Raw genomic sequence first — 16,111 nt, 5'->3', positions numbered from 1 at the left:
TCCAAGATGTCCAGGGAGGAATAAGGATGCCATCGAGGTTTGATCTGGCCGTGATTGGGTCGGGTGGCGCGGCATTCGCCGCGGCGATCCGCGCCACCACACTGGGAAAGTCGGTGGTGATGATCGAGCGCGGCACGTTGGGCGGCACGTGCGTGAACACGGGGTGCGTTCCGTCCAAGGCGCTGCTCGCGGCCGCCGAGGCCCGCCACGTGGCCGCGGATGCGGGCTCCCGGTTCCCGGGGATCGCCGCCACCGCTGGCCCGGTAGACATGCACGGGCTGGTGGGTGGCAAGCAGGACCTGGTCGAGGCGATGCGGAGTGAGAAGTACATCGACGTGGCAGAAGCCTACGGCTGGCCGGTCCGCCAGGGCGAGGCGGCGTTCGCCGGCACGCCGGATGCGTCGGTCCTCGAGGTCACCGCCGCGGACGGCACCGTCGAAACCATCGAGGCCGCCCACTACCTCATCGCCACAGGCTCCCGCCCGTGGGCTCCTGCCATCGAGGGGCTGGACGGCGTCGACTTTCTCACCTCGACGTCGGCGATGGAGCTGTCCGAGGTGCCTGACTCGCTGCTGGTGCTCGGCGGGGGCTATGTGGCGCTGGAGATGGCACAGTTGTTCGCCCGGCTCGGCTCGAAGGTGACTCTGCTGGTGAGGTCCCGGCTGGCGTCGAAGGAGGAGCCGGAAGTCTCCAAGGCGTTGCAGGAAATCTTCGCCGACGAGGGCATCCGAGTGGTCCGCCGCGCCATCCCCACCCGCGTCACCCGCGACCCGGGCACCGGCCAGATCGTCGCCGCGGCCGAGGTCTCGGGCGGCGTGCAGGAGTTCCGTGCCGACGAGATCCTCGTCGCGCTCGGCCGCGCCCCGGTCACCGACGGGCTCAACCTCGAGACCGTGCAAGTGAAGACCGGCGCGGCCGGAGAGGTCGTGGTCACCGACCAGTTGCAGTCCTCCAACCCTCGCGTCTGGGCGGCTGGGGATGTCACCGGGCACCCCGAGTTCGTCTACGTCGCAGCCCGGCACGGCACGTTGGTCGCCGAGAACGCCTTCACTGACGCCAGCACGTCGGTCGACTACACGCGGATGCCGCGGGTCACATTCACGAGCCCTGCCGTCGGCGCGGTCGGGATGACCGAGAAGGAGGTCATCGCGGCCGGGATCCGCTGCGACTGCCGTGTCCTGCCACTGGAGTACGTGCCCCGCGCGCTGGTGAACCGGGACACCCGCGGGTTCATCAAGATGGTCGCCAACGCGGACACCGGCGAGATCCTCGGCCTGACCGCGGTCGCCAAGGACGCCGGCGAACTCGCCGCCGCAGGTGTCCACATCCTAGGCAAGACCATCACCGAGGTCGCCGACGCGTGGGCCCCGTACCTGACCACGGCCGAAGGCATCCGGATCGTAGCCAAGGCCTTCACCACCGATGTGTCGATGCTGTCCTGCTGCGCCTGACCGCGCGCCAGACAGCGGATCCACCCCATCAGAAACTGGAGCCTCGCCCGCTCCTCGATCGGCCCGCCCGGGTCGAATCGATCTCCCCGGCCAGCGGCGACACGATCCGCGTCACCGTCGACTCGACCGCCGGTGTCACTAGCGTGGAACCGGCGACCGCGGTGGTGTCCTTGGTCAGCCCCGAGGCCATGCACTCGATTCGCTCCTCGTTCTGCAACCAGGTCCACTACTTCGCTTCCCGCGAGGACGCCGCCGGATGGCTCACGGAACACCCGATGGCCCAAATCCTCACGGTCGCCGATGCCTTCGAGGTTGGCAGCACCCTGATCACCGAGATGCTCGAGCGCCCCCGGACCGGTGCCGACGAACTGTCTGGAAGCTGCTGCGGTCCCGAGACCTGCTGCTGAGACGGCACCACGAGAGGACAGAACACCAATGCCTCCCAACCAGGACGACCAGCGAGGCGGCCGTGGCCTGCTCCTTGGGGCCGTCGCCGCACTGCTCGTGGTCGGCTGCTGCGCCCTCCTTCCACTTCTCGTCGTCGGAGGCACGATCACAGGGATCGGCACCCTCCTCCGCAACCCGTGGGTGATCACGGGCGGTGCCGCACTCCTGATCCTCGCGGTGGTTGCAAGCATCGTGATGACAGCGCGTGCCAGGCGACACCGCCGCGAAAACGACCCCGACTGCTGCCCGCCCCTTCGCCCGACCATAACGAAGACAGACCCGAGGCGAAGGGAAACCGGAACCAAATGATCATGGCCATTAGACCCCGGCATACGGCCCGCCCGATAGGCCCCTAGCCAGCAGGCAAGTCGCCGATCAACGCGCGCGAACTCTGATGTGAAATCTAAAGGTCATCCGCATGGTCCCGGATCAAGCCGTCACGCGGCGGCGACGTCCTGCGCGGTCACGTGCTTGCCTTCCGCGTCGACGCGGCGCGCAGGCCGTTGAGGATCACGATCACCTCGGCGATCTCGTGCACCAGCACCACCGCCGCAAGCCCCAGGACGCCAAAGAGGGCGAGCGGGAGCAGGGCGGTGATGATCAGCAGCGACAGGATGATGTTCTGGTTGATGATGTGCCGCCCCCGACGGGCATGGGCGAACGCGCGCGGGAGAAGCCGCAGATCGTGACCGGTGAAGGCCACGTCGGCCGACTCGATCGCGGCGTCGGAGCCCGTCGCGCCCATCGCGATCCCGATGTCCGCGGCGGCCAGCGCAGGGGCGTCGTTGATGCCGTCGCCGATCATCGCGACCGGCCCCTTCGCACCGAGCTCTGCGATCGCGGCGGCCTTGTCTTCGGGGCGCAGCTCGGCGCGGACGTCATCGATCCCTGCATGCGCAGCGAGGGCGCGGGCGGTGCGGGCGTTGTCGCCGGTGAGCATGGTCACCCCGATGCCCTGGGTCGCGAGGGTGCGGACCACTTCAGGGACCTCGGGGCGCAGCTCGTCGCGGACGCCGATCGCGGCGACCGGGACGCCGCCGCGGTGGACGATCACGACTGTCATGCCCTGCTCCTCCAGCCCCGCGACCCGGTCGCCGAGGGTCCCGGCGTCGAGCCAGCGCGGGCTGCCGACGGTGATCCGCGCGCCGGCGAGCTCGCCCTCGATGCCGTGCCCGGCCTGCTCGGTCACGCCCTCCGCCGCAGGGGCATCCGGCGCTGCGGCGGTGATCGCGGCGGCGAGGGGGTGGGTGCTGTGCTGCTCCAGAGCGGCCGCCCACGCCAGCGCCTCCGCCTCGCTCACACCGTCCACGGTGAGGACGGCGGTGACGGCGGGCTCGTTGCGGGTGAGGGTGCCGGTCTTGTCGACGGCGACGTGGCGGATCACGCCGAACCGCTCGAACGCGGCACCGGACTTGATGATCACGCCGAACTTGCTCGCCGAGCCGATCGCCGCGACCACGGTCAGCGGCACGGAGATCGCCAGTGCGCAGGGCGATGCCGCGACCAGCACGACCAGGGCGCGGGTGATCCACAGCTCCGGGTCGCCGAGCAGCGAGCCGATGATCGCGACCAGGGCGGCGAGGATCAGCACGCCCGGGACGAGAGGGCGGGCGATGCGGTCGGCGAGGCGGGCGCGGTCGCCCTTCTCCGCCTGAGCCTTCTCCACGAGGTCGACGATCGTGGTCAGTGAGTTGTCGGTGCCTGCCGCGGTCGTTTCGACCTCCAGTGCCCCGGCGGTGTTGATTGCGCCGGCGGAGACGGCATCGCCGGGTTCGACCTCGACCGGGATCGACTCCCCGGTGATCGCGGACGTGTCCAGGCTGGAACGTCCCGTGCGGACGACGCCGTCGGTCGCGATCCGCTCACCCGGCCGCACCAACATCAGCTGCCCGACAGCCAGATCCTTCGCGGCGACCTCGACCGAGACGCCGTCGCGGCGGATGGTGGCGGTCTCCGGGACGAGCTTGAGCAGTGCCCGCAGCCCGCCGCGGGCACGGTCCATCGCCTTGTCCTCCAGCGCCTCGGCGATCGAGTACAGGAATGCCAGCGCTGCGGCCTCCTCGACGTAGCCGAGGATCACCGCGCCGACCGCGCTGATGGTCATCAGCAGCCCGATGCCGAGCTTGCCCTTGAAGAGGTTCCGGATCGCGCCCGGCGTGAACGTCGACGCGCCCAGCAGCAGGCCGATCCAGAACAGCACCAGCGCAGGGATCTCCATCCCGGACCACTCCAGCGCCAGACCGGTGAGGAACGCCACACCGGAGAAGACCGGGACCATGATCCCGCGGTCCCGCCACCAGGGGCGCTCCGCCTCCTCGGCCTCTTCGCCGACTGCGGTCTCAGGCTCGTCGTGCTCGCAGCCGCACGCCGCGCTCACGCGCCCGCTCCCGTCCCGCAGCAGCCCGGCACCGTGCACGAAGCGTCCATGCAGGGCGCGTGCTCGTCCACCGCGAGCGTCACGTCCACCAGCGCGGTCAGCGCCGCCGCGAGGTGCGGGTCCGCGATCTCGTAGCGCGTCTGCCGCCCTTCCGGCTCGGCGACCACGATGCCGCAGTCGCGCAGGCAGGTCAGGTGGTTCGAGACGTTCGAGCGGGTCAGCTCCAGCTCACGCGAGAGCACCGCCGGGTAGCTGGGGCCGTCGAGCAGGGTCATCAGTATCCGGGAGCGCGTCGGGTCCGCCATGGCCCGGCCGAGCCGGTTCATGACGTCGAGACGTGGAGCAATGGTCAGCATGCACTGATCATACAGTGTTGACTGAACTAATCCCAGGATGAATAGTGCACCCTGCGACATTCGGCCCTACCAGTAACCCCGCGGGCGCGCAGCAGCAGCCCGGCGTTTTCGAGCGCGCCGAGGACGCGGACGATGCTGGTGGTGTTGCAGGACACCACCCGGGTCAGGTCCCGGCCGAGCGCGGTGGCGTAGTTGGCCTGGGCGACGAAGGAGTGCCCGGTGGTCGAGTGCGCTTCCCCGCCCTGCACGATCACCTTTACTCCCGCCGCCTGGTAGCGGGGCAGGTTTCCGGCGGCGACGTGCTTGGGGGTCGTATCGACGATCACGTCGCTCTGCGCGAGGAGATCGTCGAGGGTTCCCTCGGGGCGGATGCCGGTGTCCACCATGCCGCTGTGCGCGTCGGGGGTGGCGGCGAATACGGGCAGCCGCGGGACGGCGGATTGTATTCGCCAGTCGGTGACGATGTCCGCGACGCCCACCAGGTGCATGTCGGGTTGGGCGTGGACGGCGTCGGCGACCCTCTTGCCGATCACTCCGTACCCGTTGACGCCGACTCTGATCCTGTCCATCTTCGTCTCCTTTCGTGGTGTTCTTGAGCCGTGCGCGGGTCAGGGGCGGGGTCGGCGGCGCCGCAGCGTCCACAGCAGATAGCTGCCGAGGGCGCCGATCGTGCCGGTCCCGGCGCCGATCAGGACGCCTTCCCGGGAGCGCCATTTCGTGTTCCCGCCGACGAGGGTGCCGATCCCGCTGATCAGCGCGGCGGCGATCATTCCCGCGACGACACGGTTGCCGACGCGTTCGGCGCGCCCGACGAGAGGTTCCAGCTCCGTCGCGCGCAGGTGCACCTCGAACCCGCCGTCTTCGAGGAGATGCCGGAGCCGGCTCAGGGTGGCGGGCAGCTCGGTGAGCAGTGCCCCGGTGTCGGCTCCCGCGCGCGCCCATCGCCGGGCCAGAGCCGGCAGGGACAGCTGGGCGCGGGTGAGCTGCTCAGCGTAGGGCTGCAGGGCGTCGAGCATCTGGAAGTCCGGATCCAGCCGCGCCGCGGTCCCTTCGGCCATCATCAGCACTTTGAACAGCAGCGCCGTCTCCTGCGGAAGGTGCAGCTGGTGCTGCTGCAGGATGCCGAGCAGCTGCTGGAGCATGATTGCGAGGCTGATCTCCGACAGCGAACGGCCCCGGTAGCGGGCCGTGAACGCGGTGATCGCCTGCCGCAGCCCTGCCCGGTCGACGACGTCGGCGGTCCGGGAGAGTTCTATCAGGGCGGTGGTGAGGGTGTCCGGGTCGTCGCGGGTGAAGGCGAGCACGATGCCGGCGAGGCCGTCCGTGGTCTGTTCGGTGAGCTCCCCGACCATCCCGAAGTCGATCAGCGCGAGCGCGCCGTCGGGCTGCACGAACATGTTCCCGGGATGGGGGTCGGCATGGAAGAACCGGTTGTCGAACACCATCGTGAGCACGATGTCGGCACCCAGCCGCGCGAGTGCGACCCGGTCGATGCCGGCGGCGTCCAGGCCCTCCAGGTCGTCGATCCGCACCCCGCTCATCCGCTCCAGGGTCAGCACGCGCGAGGTCGTGGTCTCCCCGTGCACGCGGGGAATCCGCACCCGCGCCGCGTGGGCGAACTCCTGCGCGAACCGTTCGGCGTTGCGGGCCTCCTGCAGGTAGTCCAGCTCGGCACGCAGCGTGCGGGAGAACTCCTCCACCAGCCCGGGCAGGTCGTACTGCCGGATGGCATCCCAGCGCCGGTCGGCGCGGTCGGCGAGGTTGCGGAGAATGTCCAGGTCTTCATGCACCTGCGCGACCACGCCGGGCCGGCGCACCTTCACGACGACCTCGGTGCCGTCGTGAAGAGTTGCCGCGTACGCCTGCCCGATGGACGCCGCCGCCAGCGGCACCGGGTCGAACTGGGCGAACACGTGCTCTGGGTCGGCGCCGAGCTCTTCACGGAGCACGTCCCGAATGCCCTCCCACGGTGCCGCGGCGACGTCGTCCTGCAGTTTGGCGAACTCGGCGACCCATGCCGCGGGGAGCAGATCGTGCCGGGTGGAGAGGATCTGGCCCAGTTTCACGAACGTCGGCCCGAGCTCCTCCAACGCGACCCGCACATGCTCGGGGTTCGTGTAGGGGTCCTCCTGCCGGGCGTGTCCGAGGGCGCCGCGGTGGAACGGCACCAAGCCGCCCAGGCCCAGCACGCCGGCCAGGACGCCGAGTCCGTGCCGGCGCAGCACGGCCCCGATCTGCCGGTACCGGCTACTCCCCGCGCCCATCAGCTCACGCCCCTCTCGGCTGGAGTGCCGGCCGATGCTCGTTCGAGGATGAAGTCGACGCGCGCGTCGGGGGCGAGTGCGGGGACGGTGACGACGGGAAAGCCCAGCTCCTGGTACACCAGCCCGAGCAGGTCGTGGATGCGCCGCTGCGCGGCGGGGTCCTCGGTGCGCGCGTAGTCGGACGCCAGCGGGAGCAGGTCAAGCAGGAACACCGTCGCGTACCGGGCGCCGGCCAGCGCGCCCAGCAGAGCGGTGCCGGGGGCGAGGCCGAGGAAGCGGTAGTAGGCGAGCGAGTCCGGCAGAGCACGGTCCAGGAACACGGTCTGTTGCGGGTCGAGGGAGCGTTCCTGCTCGATCTGCATGTCGACGACGGCGCGCTGGAACTCGCTCTGCCGTGCCCGCACCTCCGCGGTGCTGCGCCCGGTGATCCGTTGCAGGTCGATGTAGTGGCGGGCGTGCTCGATTGTGGTCGTGTACCCGCGGCCCCGCAGCAGGTTGACCGTGGTGGTCTTGCCCGAGCTGGGACCGCCCGTCACGACGGGCCAACGGGTGGTCTGTGCGGGCCGCGGCTCCTGGATGCCGGTCATGACCTCACCCTACACCCTGTACCCCTACAGGGTATGGTAGATTGTGGGTGGAGGTGCGAGATGGCACACGGGTATGTGGACAACAAGCCGGCGCTGCTGGCGCGGCTGAGCCGCGCGGAGGGTCAGGTGCGCGGGATCGCGCGGATGATCGACGAGGACGTGTACTGCATCGACGTGCTGACCCAGGTGTCGGCGGCGACGAAGGCGCTGGAGTCCGTCGCGCTGTCGCTGCTGGAAGACCACCTCGCGCATTGCGTCGCGCAGGCGACCGCCGAAGGCGGCCCGCTCGCGGAGGAGAAGCTCCGCGAGGCGAACGCCGCGATCGCGCGCCTCGTGCGCTCCTAACGTCGTCCCCACTCACATCGTTCAACGCTCTTGAAGGGAGCACATCATGACCGGACAGGGAGTCCAGGACCTCGGCCTGCAGGCGACCAGCACCGGCGGTGGCTGCGCCTGTTGCAGCCCCACCTCCCACGCCACGGCAGCCACCGACACCGGCGCGCCGGCGCAGCAGACGGCGGCGGGTGAGACCGTGTCGGCGCAGTTCCTGGTGGAGGGGATGACCTGCGCGCACTGCGTGCGTAGCGTCACCGAGGAGGTCTCCGCGATCGACGGTGTCTCCGACGTCGCGGTCGATCTGCACGCCGGTGGCGTGTCCACGGTGACGGTGTCCAGCGCGACGCCGGTGGATGCGGAGCGGGTGCGGGCGGCGGTGGAGGAGGCCGGGTACAGCCTCGCCGCAGCCTCATGAGCACGCTGGACGTCGATCTCGACATCACCGGGATGACCTGCGCGTCGTGCGCGACGCGGGTCGAGCGGAAGCTGAACAAGCTGCCCGGGGTGGAGGCGACGGTCAACTTCGCCACCGAGAAGGCCCGCGTGCACTCGGAGGCCCCGGTGCCGGTGGAGGAGCTGATCGCGGCGGTCGAGCAGGCGGGGTACGGAGCGAGCCTCCCAGCCCCGCCTGTGCCCGACACGGCTGAGCAGACCATCCCGCGGGACGATGAGCTGGCGTCGCTGCGGCAGCGGCTGATCGTCTCGGCGGTGCTGGCGGTGCCGGTCGCGGTGCTGTCGATGATCCCCGCCCTGCAGTTCACCTACTGGCAGTGGCTCACGCTCACCCTGGCCGCGCCGGTGGTGGTGTGGGGGGCGTGGCCGTTCCACCGCGCCGCGGCGATCAATGCCCGGCACGGGGCGGCGACGATGGACACTCTGATCAGCGTCGGGGTGCTGGCCGCGTTCGGCTGGTCGCTGTACGCGCTGTTCTTCGGCGGTGCGGGGATGCCGGGAATGCGGATGAGCGTCACCTTCGTCGGCACCCCGCAGGCCGGTGGCCACGAGGTGTACCTGGAGGTCGCCGCGCTGGTGACCGTGTTCATCCTCCTCGGCCGCTACCTCGAGGTTCGTGCCAAGCGGCAGTCCGGCGAGGCCCTGCGCGCCCTGCTGGAGCTCGGCGCCAAGGACGCAGTGATCCTCCGCGAAGGCACTGAGCAGCGCGTCCCCGTCGCACAGCTCGTTCCGGGTGATGTCGTGGTGGTGCGGCCGGGTGAGAAGATCCCCGCCGACGGCCTCGTCACCGAGGGAATGTCCGCGGTGGACGAGTCGATGCTGACCGGCGAGTCCGTGCCGGTCGAAGTCGCCCCCGGCGCCCGCGTGGTCGGCGCGACTGTGAACACCGGCGGGCGCCTGCTCGTGCAGATCACCCGCGTCGGCGCCGACACCGAGCTGGCCCGGATGGCGCGGCTGGTCGAGGAGGCGCAGACCGGCAAGGCCCAGGTGCAGCGCCTCGCCGACCGGGTGTCGGCCGTCTTCGTCCCCATCGTCATCGTCCTCGCCCTGGCCGCGTTCGCCGGGTGGCTGATCGCGGGGGCGCCCTTGGAGGTCGCCTTCACCGCCGCGGTGACCACCCTGATCATCGCCTGCCCGTGCGCGCTGGGGCTGGCGACGCCGACCGCTCTGCTGGTCGGCACCGGCCGCGGCGCCCAGCTGGGCATCCTCATCCGCGGACCCCAGGTGCTCGAGCAGACCCGCCGCATCGACACCGTCGTGCTCGACAAGACCGGCACCATCACCGCCGGCACCATGACCGTCACCGGCATCCACCCCGCTCCCGGCACCGATGAGGCGGAGCTGATCCGGTTCGCCGCGGCGCTCGAGCACGGCTCCGAGCACCCCATCGGCCGCGCCATCACCGCGGCAGCCGACGGCCCGACGGATGCCGTGGAGTCATTCGCCGCCGAGGCCGGTCAAGGCGTGCAGGGCATCGTCGACGGCCGCCTGGTCGCCGCCGGCCGCGCCTCCTGGATCACCACCCAATGGGCGCTCCCCATCCCCGCCGAGCTCGCCGCGACCATCGCGGCGGACGAGGCGGCGGGGGCGACGGTGACGGTGGTGGCGTGGGACGGGCAGGTGCGCGGGGCGATCAGCGTCGCCGACACCATCAAACCCACCAGCCGTGAGGCGGTCGCACGGCTCCGGGAGCTCGGGTTGACCCCGATCCTGCTCACCGGCGACAACCCCGGCGCCGCCCGCGCGATCGCCAACCAGGCCGGGATCGAGGACGTCCGCGCCGGGGTCACCCCGCAGGGCAAGCTCGACACCATCCGCGACCTGCAGGCCGCGGGCCGGGTGGTCGCGATGGTCGGCGACGGCGTCAACGACGCCGCAGCCCTCGCCGCCGCCGACCTCGGGATCGCGATGGGCACCGGCACCGACGCGGCCATCACCGCCGCGGACCTGACCATCGTCTCCGGCGACCTGATGCTGGTCCCGGACGCGATCCGGCTGGCCCGCCGCACCCTGGGCACGATCAAGGGGAACCTGTTCTGGGCGTTCGCGTACAACGTCGCCGCGATCCCGGTCGCGATGCTCGCCCTGCTCAACCCCATCCTCGCCGCCGCGGCAATGGCGTTCAGCAGCGTGTTCGTCGTCACCAACAGCCTCCGCCTGCGCCGCTTCCGCCCCCTGCCCACCCCGACCCGTGCCGGCGCCCCCGCCACCCGAGAGCCCGCGCCCGTCCAGGCCTAACCATCGCTCGAGAAGGAGACACACCATGTCCCACGACCACGACCACTCCGGGCACGACCACACGCACGGGCACGACCATGGAGGACACGAGCATGGTGCGCACGAGCATCACCATCACGAGCCGCCGGCGGGGGCGACGAACCTGGTGACCTGTCCGGTGATGCCCGGCAACCAGGTCGACCCGGCCTGGGCCGAGCAGCGCGGCCTGTTCCGCGACTACCAGGGCAGCCGGTACTGGTTCTGCTGCGCCGAGTGCGGGCCGCTGTTCGACGCCGACCCGGCCCGCTACGCGCACGCCGCCTGACCGGCCAGATAACCCGGTCGGAGATAGAGGGTGGACACGGCGGTCGGGCTGGTGCAGGCGTACCTGCGGGTCAACGGCTACTTCACCGTCGCCGAATACCCCGTGCTGGACGCCACCGGTCCCGGCGGTCCCCGCACCATCACCGACCTGGACATCCTCGCCGTACGGCTGCACCGCGCACCGGGAGCGTCCGGGACCGTCGACGCACCGCTGGACCCGGCCCTGGGTGCCGGGGGCGGAGCGGACATGATCGTCGGCGAGGTCAAGGAAGGCCGCCCGCACCCCAACCCGGCGATGCGGGACCCGGCCGTGCTGGAAGCCGCGTTCACCCGGTTCGGGTGCTGCGCCCCGACCGATGCCGCCCGGCTGGTCGCCGAACTGCTGGAAACGGGACGGACGGTGGCGCCGGAAGGGCGCACGATCCGCACGGTCGTGTTCGGCAACCCCACCTCCCCGCCCGGGGCGGGGGCGCCGTGGCACACCGTCCCGTTCGCCCGGGTGCTGCGCTACCTCGAAGACCACCTGAGCGCGCACTGGGGCATCCTCGGCCGCACCCAGATCAAGGACGACACCCTCGCCCTGCTGGCCCTGCGGGAGAAGGCCCACCGCGCCGCGACCGGCGCCTCCCGCCAGGGCACGGACCGGTAGGGCGGGTCATGGCGGGGGAGCGTGTGCACACGCAGGGGGAGCCGGTGTGGGTGCGCACCCGTGACGAGCGCGCCCTGTAAACGATGGTGCTGCCCGCCCCGGCCGGGACCCCCGGGTGCCGACGGTGGTGTTCGAGGCGGGATCGGCGGCGACCCGCTCCACCTGGGCGTCGGTGCAGACCCGGGTCGCCGCGTTCACGCGGGCCGTGGTGTATGACCGGGCGGGGCTGGGTCGGTCCGTCCCGGATAGTGCAGGGCGCACCCTGGACCGGATGGCCGACGACCTGAACGATCTGCTGGACGGCCTCGAGCCGAGCAGCGGGTTCGTGCAGGTGGGGCATTCCGCGGGCGGCCCGATGGTGCGGCTGGCCGCGTCCCGCCGCCCGGACCGGGTGGCCGGGCTGGTGCTGGTGGATCCGACCGATGAGGCAGCGGACCTCCTGTTCGGTATGCGGTTCCGGGTCGGGGAGAAGATCGTGATCGCCGTGGAGTGGGTGCTGGCCCGGGTGGGGATGCTGGAGCGGTTCTTCCGGTTCCTCGGGGAGGGGATGCCCGAGGATGTGCGGGCCGATCTTCACCGGGAGGCGTTCCGGCCCGCGGTGGTGGTCACCCAGGGTCGGCAAGCGCGCACCTTCCTCACCGAGCTGCACGCCTGGCAGGGCGACCCGCCGGCGCTGCCCGATGTCCCGGTCACCGTCATCTCCGGCAGTCTCGCGGACGGGATGCCGCGACGGGTCCGGGATGCCGCGACCGCCGCCGGGCGGTATCGGGCCGCACAGTCCCGGCAGGGCCGGCACGTGGTCGCTGCCCGCTCCGGCCACTACATCCCCGCCACAGAACCAGATCTGATCGCTGCGGAGATCCGCCGCCTCGTCCTCCCACCCGCAGGATAACCCCGGGTTGTCTGGCGGGCATGCCTAGTCAGGCCACAGCAGGGGTGCGCCGCCGCCAGGCGATCGCGCCGGTGAGGGCGAGACCACCCAGCCCACCCCACAAGGTGACAGCGGAGACGCCTTGCCCGATGAGGACGGCGGGGGTGATGCCGGTGCGCAGGTCGGTGTCGGCGATCAGCGCCCCGGCCTGTCCGGCGGGCAGACCGGTGAGGGTGCTGCCGTCGGGGCGGATGATCTGGCTGGTGCCGACGGTGGAGACGTTCACCACGGTACGGCCGGTCTCTACCGCGCGGATCCGGGCGACCGCGAGCTGCTGCAGGTTCTCGTCCGTGCCGCGGAAGTCGGCGTTGTTGGTCTGGAACACCAGCAGCTCCGCACCGGCGGTGATGCTCTCGGCGATGACCTCGTCGTAGATCACGTCGAAGCAGATCGCCAACCCCACCGGCACACCGCCGACGGTGACCAGCGGCACGTCCGTGCCGTGCGCGTAGTCGCGTTGCAGCAGCCCGACCAGGTCGGGGGCGAGCAGGGTGTAGAACGCCCGGTCGGGCACGTACTCGCCGAACGGCACCGGGTGGCGTTTCGCGTGCGTCTGCACCTGCTCCCGCTGCGGCGTGGCACCGGTGGTGGCCGGGTCCCACAGGAACGACGTGTTGTAGATGTTGCCGCCCGCCGTGGTGGCCGCGTTCGCCAGCAGCGGGGCACCTGCCCGGGTGCTGATGCCGGTGAGATACTCGGCCAGCCACGGGGTCTGGAACGGGTCAGCATCCAGCCCTTCCGGCCACACCACCAGATCCACACCCGCGTCGAGCACCGGGCCGGTCGCGTCCCCCTGCGCCCGGGCGATCGCCCCCACGGTGCGCTGGTCGAAGTACCCGGACGGGCCGTTGCCTTGCACCGCCCCGACCCGCATCGTCCCGGCCGGTGTGGTGGGAAACGCCGGGACCAGGACCAGCATCAGGGTGGTGACGGCGGGTACGGCGGCGGGGAACGGGCGACGCCACCGGCCGGTCCGGATGGCTTCGATCGCGGCGGCGACGGTGAAGACCATCAGGAAGGTGAGCCCGCTCACCCCGACCCAGGACACCGTCTGAACGAGGGGGCTGTCGGCTTGGGTGATCCCGAGCCGCGCCCACGGCAGCCCCCCGTACGGCCAGGCGCCCAGCAGCACCTCCCGGCCCGTCCACAACGCGGCCACCAGGCCCGGCAGCAGGAGCAGGCGTCCGACCGGGCCGGGGGCGGCGCGCGGCACCCACCGGTAGGCGAGTGCCAGCGGGATGATCCCGACCGCGGTCAGGGTCCCTTCCACCACGGTCAGTGCCGCCCACGGCACCGGCCCGAGATACCGGGTCGTCCAGGACACCAGCAGCCCGAAGAACAGCAACCCGAACACCGCCCCGACCGCCACCGCCCCCCACACGCTCCGGCCGATCAGGGCGAGAAGCAGCAGCCCGGTCGCGGCGAACGCGGCCGGCCAGAATCCCACCTCCGGGTAGGCGAGATCCATCAGCACCGCCGCGGCTGCCGCGACCGGCAACGCCATCGCCAATGGCATCACCGCCCGGGCGCGGCGGTTCGGCGGGGTGGGTTGGGGGCGTCCGTGCGGGTCCTGGAGGGTCGTCGGGGTGGCGGTCATGGCCGGTCCGCGATGGTGCGGGCGATTACGGCGGCGTCCCGGGACACCCCGGCGAGGGTGTCCGCTCCGGGGCGGCTGTGGGCGGGGATCCCGGCGACGAACAAGCCCGGCAGCCCGGTCATCGCCGGGCGGGACCGGGCTGCGGTCGCCTCGGCGGGGAGCCAGTCCTCGCCGGGGTCGTACCCGGTGGCGAGGATTACCGAGTCCGGGGCGAGGGTGCTGCCATCGGCGAACGTGACCTGCCCGCCGTCCGCGCCGGTCACCGCCGGGGCGACCGCCACACCCGCGTGACGCAGCGCATGGTAGCTGTCGCCGAACACCGGCTGCACGGCGGGTGGGCGACCCAGCCAGGACGAGCCTGCCCGGGCGTGGACGGGGAAGGTACGGGCGGGTCGGTGCGGGCGCCGGGTGCGGACCGCGAGGGTGACCTCGTGGGAGGTGGATAGCTCTCGCGCCAGCTGCACGCCGCTGTTTCCGCCGCCGACGATCAGCACCCGCCCGGTGGGCACCTGCCGGGGGAATTGGTAGTGGGCGCTGTGCACCACCACCCCGGGCACCCGCAGCTGCTGCGCCCACGCAGGGATGCGGGGGTGGGTGGCGGCGCCGGTCGCGCACACCACGTTGCGGGTCTGCACGTCGCCCTCTGCGGTCTGCAGCTGCAGCACCGACCCGTGACCGACGCGTTCCACCCCGACCACACGCAACCCCCAGAACGGGTCCACCCCCAGGGTGTGCTGCACCTGGTCCAGGTAGTTCGCGATCTCATCCGCCCGCGGGTGCTCGTGCGGGTCCACCGGTAGAGGCCGGACTGGCAGCGTGCTGTGGCGGGCGTCGGATAGCAGCCGCATCGAATGCCACCGGGACGCCCAACTGCGTTGCCGGTCCGTGGCGGCGTCGACGACCACGAACTCCTGCTGCGGCCGGAACCCCAACCCGATCAGCGCGGCGGCCACCGCGAGCCCGGCCTGCCCGGCCCCGACGATGATCGCCCGCCGATGCGTCAACCCCGACCGCATCACCACCCCCTCCCCGCAGAAGAGGGCCGGGGCGGGAATGGACGGAGGATGATCGCGCCGGCGCCGCGGCGGGACGGGGCCGGACGGGGCCGAGCGGGGCCGGGTGGGCGGCGGTGACCGGCCGCAGCCGTCGGCACCGGACCGGCGAAGGGGGCCGCCGTGATACGGGTCGTCAAGACATTCTCCAAACCTAGAAATCGGCATCACACAGCGCCCGCACACGGGCGGGCGGGAAGACGCCGCCCATGGGTGGGCGGCATGCCGGATCTCAGGTTCGGGAAATCGACAACAGCAGCAGTGAGGGCGCGGCCGGACGCCGCGACACGGGCACCGGCACCAGCAGCGGCGCGCGCACCGGACGGGATACCCGCAGTATCCGCAGCCGGCCCTGGAGCCGGGAAGCCGTCACGGCCGCCAGTACCAGCAGCGTGCACACCACCCCGATCAGGCACCCCCACGCCCCGGACGCATCGACGGACACCCCCGCAGAGGACGACGCCGTCCGGCCCTCCACCGGTGCCCCCGAGTCTGGGGTAGAGCCGGTCGCGACGGGGGAGCCCGCACTGGTGTCGGCGTGCGCGTCAGCCGTGGTGTGGGAGGTGGTCCAGCCGCCGATGATGAGCACAAGTGCCAGGCCCAGGATGGTCAGCAGCCGCCCCGACCACCACCCCGCCGCGATGACCCGGTCGGGCCGGGATCGGGGGTCGCGGGGCATAGTCCCTCACTGTACCAATCCGACCTTTGCGTCTCCCGGATCTCGCCCGGCCGCAGGCCTTCCACGCCTTCGCCGACAGAGCAGCCACATCGCGTCCACCGGCACGTCGTTCTCGATTATCGGCGAACGACGTCCGTCTCCTGAGCGGAAGGATCAGTGCCCTCGGGGTGCCGTGGTGTCGGTCAAGGCGGGCAGCAGGATCGCCGTGACGCCGTCGGGGTCGAGTCTGCCGGTGCGGACTTCTTCGGCGGCGCCGTTGAGGACGGCACGGGTCGCTGAACTCCGCCGCGATCGTCTCGGCTGCGTCAGGTTCGCCCCACCGGGCACGTGCACCCGTCGGCACCCGAGGCGGCGCCGATTGAAAGAATACCTATAGGGGGTATAAGGTGTG

Annotated in this window: 15 protein-coding genes and 1 pseudogene; 8 read left to right on the top strand and 8 right to left on the bottom strand. The window is 71.5% G+C overall.

All coding sequences use genetic code 11. The features are described from left to right. Positions 1–26 precede the first annotated feature (26 nt). Together merA and merB are read left to right on the top strand one after the other, a co-directional pair. A complete protein-coding gene (merA, locus tag HDC31_RS16295; protein ID WP_036286088.1) occupies positions 27–1,451 on the top strand; it encodes a mercury(II) reductase in 1,425 nt (474 codons plus the stop codon). Next, a complete protein-coding gene (merB, locus tag HDC31_RS16290) occupies positions 1,361–1,858 on the top strand; it encodes an organomercurial lyase (RefSeq protein WP_025104814.1) in 498 nt (165 codons plus the stop codon). Before merA ends, merB begins: the two co-directional genes overlap by 91 nt. Positions 1,859–2,361: 503 nt before the next feature. Here the strand turns inward: merB and HDC31_RS16285 are convergent. From HDC31_RS16285 to HDC31_RS16265, 5 genes and pseudogenes are all read right to left on the bottom strand, one after another. Further along, complete coding sequence (locus HDC31_RS16285) at positions 2,362–4,275, bottom strand: cation-translocating P-type ATPase (protein WP_174524677.1); 1,914 nt, start codon at positions 4,273–4,275, stop codon at positions 2,362–2,364. Then, entirely contained in the window at positions 4,272–4,631 is a 360-nt protein-coding gene (locus HDC31_RS16280; RefSeq protein ID WP_060960787.1) for a helix-turn-helix transcriptional regulator, read from the bottom strand. Before HDC31_RS16280 ends, HDC31_RS16285 begins: the two co-directional genes overlap by 4 nt. A gap of 77 nt (positions 4,632–4,708) precedes the next feature. Then, positions 4,709–5,200: pseudogene (locus HDC31_RS16275) on the bottom strand (type II glyceraldehyde-3-phosphate dehydrogenase); the annotation flags it as partial. Positions 5,201–5,239: 39 nt separating this feature from the next. Continuing rightward, positions 5,240–6,895, bottom strand: coding sequence for an AarF/ABC1/UbiB kinase family protein (locus HDC31_RS16270; RefSeq protein WP_036286080.1), 1,656 nt, complete (start codon positions 6,893–6,895; stop codon positions 5,240–5,242). Continuing rightward, positions 6,895–7,482: an AAA family ATPase gene (locus HDC31_RS16265; protein ID WP_113680584.1), complete on the bottom strand. Its 588-nt coding sequence runs from the start codon at positions 7,480–7,482 to the stop codon at positions 6,895–6,897. Before HDC31_RS16265 ends, HDC31_RS16270 begins: the two co-directional genes overlap by 1 nt. A gap of 60 nt (positions 7,483–7,542) precedes the next feature. On the opposite strand from HDC31_RS16265, the gene HDC31_RS16260 reads away from it, so the two are divergent. From HDC31_RS16260 to HDC31_RS16235, 6 genes are all read left to right on the top strand, one after another. Then, positions 7,543–7,827, top strand: coding sequence for a metal-sensitive transcriptional regulator (locus HDC31_RS16260; protein ID WP_005049572.1), 285 nt, complete (start codon positions 7,543–7,545; stop codon positions 7,825–7,827). A 46-nt stretch (positions 7,828–7,873) separates the two neighbouring features. After that, complete coding sequence (locus tag HDC31_RS16255; RefSeq protein WP_113680583.1) at positions 7,874–8,233, top strand: heavy-metal-associated domain-containing protein; 360 nt, start codon at positions 7,874–7,876, stop codon at positions 8,231–8,233. Continuing rightward, on the top strand, positions 8,230–10,509 hold the full coding sequence (locus tag HDC31_RS16250) for a cation-translocating P-type ATPase (protein WP_179516355.1): 2,280 nt from the start codon (positions 8,230–8,232) through the stop codon (positions 10,507–10,509). Before HDC31_RS16255 ends, HDC31_RS16250 begins: the two co-directional genes overlap by 4 nt. 25 nt (positions 10,510–10,534) lie before the next feature. After that, positions 10,535–10,813, top strand: a complete 279-nt coding sequence (locus HDC31_RS16245) for a YHS domain-containing protein (RefSeq protein WP_005049577.1) — start codon at positions 10,535–10,537, stop codon at positions 10,811–10,813. Positions 10,814–10,843: 30 nt separating this feature from the next. After that, positions 10,844–11,461 (top strand): hypothetical protein, encoded by a 618-nt coding sequence (locus HDC31_RS16240; RefSeq protein ID WP_135948657.1) that lies wholly within the window; start codon positions 10,844–10,846, stop codon positions 11,459–11,461. 115 nt (positions 11,462–11,576) lie between these two features. After that, entirely contained in the window at positions 11,577–12,353 is a 777-nt protein-coding gene (locus tag HDC31_RS16235) for an alpha/beta fold hydrolase (RefSeq protein ID WP_223849539.1), read from the top strand. Positions 12,354–12,381: 28 nt separating this feature from the next. Here HDC31_RS16235 and lnt read toward each other — a convergent pair whose 3' ends face one another. The 3 genes from lnt to HDC31_RS16220 form a co-directional block, all read right to left on the bottom strand. Next, positions 12,382–13,989 (bottom strand): apolipoprotein N-acyltransferase, encoded by a 1,608-nt coding sequence (gene lnt, locus HDC31_RS16230; RefSeq protein WP_179516354.1) that lies wholly within the window; start codon positions 13,987–13,989, stop codon positions 12,382–12,384. Then, the gene (locus HDC31_RS16225; RefSeq protein WP_179516353.1) at positions 13,986–15,005 is read right to left on the bottom strand and encodes an NAD(P)/FAD-dependent oxidoreductase; all 1,020 of its coding nucleotides are present in this window, start codon (positions 15,003–15,005) and stop codon (positions 13,986–13,988) included. The genes lnt and HDC31_RS16225 overlap by 4 nt, the downstream gene beginning before the upstream one ends. Before the next feature lie 268 nt (positions 15,006–15,273). After that, positions 15,274–15,720, bottom strand: coding sequence for a hypothetical protein (locus tag HDC31_RS16220; protein WP_036286063.1), 447 nt, complete (start codon positions 15,718–15,720; stop codon positions 15,274–15,276). Positions 15,721–16,111 lie beyond the last annotated feature (391 nt).

Origin of the sequence: Microbacterium sp. JAI119 (assembly GCF_013410135.1) — a bacterium.
Taxonomy (GTDB): domain Bacteria; phylum Actinomycetota; class Actinomycetes; order Actinomycetales; family Microbacteriaceae; genus Microbacterium; species Microbacterium oxydans.
The sequence above is the reverse complement of the archived record's forward strand: the minus strand, read 5'-3'. Positions and strand labels throughout refer to the sequence as shown.